The organism is Haladaptatus sp., assembly GCF_049589095.1.
Taxonomy (GTDB): Archaea; Halobacteriota; Halobacteria; order Halobacteriales; family Haladaptataceae; genus Haladaptatus.
On the sequence record NZ_JBAWAC010000594.1, the window covers coordinates 1 to 3120 of the forward strand.

Annotated in this window: 4 protein-coding genes; 3 read left to right on the forward strand and 1 reads right to left on the reverse strand. The window is 62.8% G+C overall.

Translation table 11 applies throughout. The features are described from left to right. On the reverse strand, window positions 1-175 hold a 175-nt coding region (locus WBV42_RS18565), incomplete at its 3' end, for a DUF7347 domain-containing protein (RefSeq protein WP_423987347.1). A gap of 81 nt (window positions 176-256) precedes the next feature. On the opposite strand from WBV42_RS18565, the gene WBV42_RS18570 reads away from it, so the two are divergent. From WBV42_RS18570 to WBV42_RS18580, 3 genes are all read left to right on the forward strand, one after another. Next, on the forward strand, window positions 257-1546 hold the full coding sequence (locus tag WBV42_RS18570; RefSeq protein ID WP_423987345.1) for an MFS transporter: 1290 nt from the start codon (window positions 257-259) through the stop codon (window positions 1544-1546). Window positions 1547-1687: 141 nt separating this feature from the next. After that, a complete protein-coding gene (locus WBV42_RS18575; RefSeq protein WP_423987346.1) occupies window positions 1688-2689 on the forward strand; it encodes a TIGR04024 family LLM class F420-dependent oxidoreductase in 1002 nt (333 codons plus the stop codon). Window positions 2690-2989: 300 nt separating this feature from the next. Then, window positions 2990-3120 (forward strand): luciferase family protein (locus tag WBV42_RS18580; RefSeq protein WP_423987348.1); only part of this gene is annotated, 131 nt, incomplete at its 3' end.

Below are 3120 nucleotides of genomic sequence, written 5' to 3' on the forward strand. Positions count from 1 at the left end.
TCCCGGTGTCACGAATGCCGACGCGCTCACGGAGTTCGGTAAAGGAAAGCGACTCCTCGGCGTCGGTGAGTTCCCGGAGAATGGACATGCGAATCTCGTTGCCCAGCACGGCGAGCGCGTCCATCGAGGGTTTCGTCCCGTACGTCATAACGGTGCTTTCGACGGCGCTCGCCATCAATCCCCCGAAAAACAATAAGAACTCTTACAGAACTGGCGTTCGCCGAAGCTTGATTGTTCACTCGACTCGACAGTGCGTATGGCTGACATCGACTCGTCGGCGAAATCGACGGGATGGCGTGGACGGTTCAGGACATCGAAGACGGGAACCCTCCTCTCGAACACGGGATTTCGGCGGCTGTATCTCGCTCGAATCGTCAACCGTGTCGGCGACAAACTGTACTCCATCGCGTCGATGTGGTTGGTGTATCAGCTGACCGGTTCGACGTTTTACACCGGACTCGCCGGATTCCTGTCCCGGCTTCCGATAGTGTTCGGGTTTCTGTTCGGGCCCATCGTCGACCGCTCACGCCTCTCCCGACTCCTCGTTCTCGTCGGGGCGGCACAAGCCATCGTCGTCGTTTCGGTTCCCGTGGTCGCACACGTTCACACGGTGAGCGTCTCCCTCGTCCTCGCAGTCGTCGGACTGCTCGCGCTTCTCGGACGACTCAACGCCCCGGCCGAGAAAGCCGCCCTACCTCGACTCGTGGACGACGAACTCCTGCCGCGTGCGAACTCGCTCGAATCGGCGACGCATCAGACCATCGGTGCGGTGGCAGAAGCCCTGTCGGGGGCGCTCATCGCCGTTTTCAGTGCCGTCGCGCTGTTCGCCTTCGACGCGGCGACGTTCGTCGTGAGTGTCGTCTTTTTCGCACTGCTGAGCGTTCCCACGACCGAGAAGACCGGAACGTCACCGAGCGCTACGGAGTACCTCGCCGACATGCGCGAGGGGTTCGAGTTGATTCGGAACTCGGTCGTTGGGCACATGGTCGTCGCGGCGAGCTTCGTGAGTGCGTTCACTGCCGGTTCGACGGCAGTGCTCCCGGCGTTCGCCGATTCGCTCGGCGGGGCGGAGACGTACGGACTGTTCATCGCGGCCATGATCGTCGGTCTCCTCGTAGGGTCGCTCGTCGCATCGCGGTTCGAGACGATTCGATTCGGCCGCTTCGTAATCGTCGGCTTTCTGATCACCGCGGTCGGCCAACTCGGTATCGTCACGGTCGGTTGGCTTCCGGCGGTGCTCCTCTGTTACGGAATCGCCACCGTCCCCATCGGGATTTACAACGTCCTCGTCAGCGCGACGATTCAGACCGGCGTTCCGAACGACTTGCTCGCGCGGGTGAGTTCCACGACCGGAAGTCTCGTCGCGGCCGTCGGTCCGCTCGGGTATCTCATCGATGGGGCGCTCGGAGACAGATACGGAAGCGCGACGGTCATCGGGTTCTCCGCGATAGGGTACTGTTTGCTCGTCGGCTATTGGCTGGTCGTGCCCGCACTCCGCGAGTTCCCACCGGTCACGAGCGTCGAACCGAACTCCTTCGGGACGTGAACACTGTCTCCCGTCGGTCGAGCGCTACCCTCGAACTCTATTCCCCGGTACCTATCGGTCCCCGTCGGCGAACAACTCCCGGAAACCCGTAAATCGTGAATACCGACACCGATAGGTAACTACACGAACGATTCATAGGAAATGGCTGCAAAGAGAACGGTTCATCTCCCGGTCGCGGCGCAACCGAGCGTCGAGACGCTCGTCGAACTGACACAGCAGGCCGAGGAACTGGGCTACGAACACGCGTGGCTTCCGGAGACGTGGGGGCGCGATGCGGTGACGAGCCTAACCGCGATGGCGCTCGGTACGGAAAAAATCGGTCTCGGGCCGTCAATCGTCAACGTCTACTCGCGGTCGCCCGCGCTCATCGGGCAGACCGCCGCGACGCTACAGGAAGTGTCGGACGGGCGATTTCGGCTCGGTATCGGCCCGAGCGGACCGGCCGTCATTCAGGGGTGGCACGGCGAGGCGTTCGACCGCCCGCTACGGCGCACCCGCGAAACCATCGACATCGTTCGGAAGGTGCTGTCAGGCGAGACGGTGAACTACGACGGCGACTGCTTCACGCTGGGTGGCTTCCGACTGCGGTGTGAGCCACCGGAAACGCCGCCGCCGATCGATGCGGCCGGGATGGGGCCGAAGTCGGTGGAGTTGGCGGGACGGTTCGCCGACGGGTGGCACGCGACCCTCTTCACGCCCGACGGGATGGCCGACCGACTCGATGATTTACGGCGCGGTGTAGACCTCGGAAACCGCGATGCGGACGACGTGGAAGTGACGCTCTCGTTGACCTGCTGTGCGCTTTCGGACGGCGAGCGCGCCCGAAACCTCGCACGGCAACACGCCGCCTTCTACATCGGTGGGATGGGAACCTACTACCGCGATTCGTTGGCCCGGCAGGGGTACGAGGACGTCGCCTACGACATCTCGGAAGCGTGGGCGAACGGCGACAAGGAGCGGGCGACCGAACTGGTGGCCGACGACCTGCTGGACGACCTCGCCGCCGCGGGCACGCCCGAACGTGCCCGCGAGATGTTCGAGAAGTTCGCCGATATCGACGGCGTCGATTCGGTCGCCGTGGGGTTCCCCCGCGGTGCCACGGTCGAGGACGCACGCGAGACGATGGCCGCGTTGGCCCCGTGAATCGGTGTCGGACCAAACGAGTTAGGAACTGCCGATTTATATCTAGATCGATGATGAGAGATCGGGGCGTGCGCAGCTGCCCCATGTGCCTCATAGGACAGTGCAACCGCGACGGGTAGCCTTCCGGGGCTATCCCCTGTATTGCCTTTCGAGTGTCTTTCGATTGCCTTTCAGTACGCTGGTCAGCGGTGAATAACTCCGATTTCAACACCGATTCCGCCGTCGTCGTCCTCGCTTTGCGAAAGGAGCAAACGCCCGTGTGAGCTAGTCACATACTGTGGGGGACGGTGAACGGAAACCATGACGCAAGCAATCGAGACGATCGTCACGGAAGTATCGGAATGGGACGGCGTGGAGGTCGGTGAGCACCGATTCGGGGGCACGGAGTTCACCCTTGGGAAGCGGGAAATCGGCCACGTCCACCAGTGGGG

Bases quoted from the DNA above. Each gene is read 5' to 3' on its own strand.
- WBV42_RS18570 (WP_423987345.1), top strand. From the start codon at position 257: ATGGCTGACATCGACTCGTCGGCGAAATCGACGGGATGGCGTGGACGG.
- WBV42_RS18575 (WP_423987346.1), top strand. From the start codon at position 1,688: ATGGCTGCAAAGAGAACGGTTCATCTCCCGGTCGCGGCGCAACCGAGC.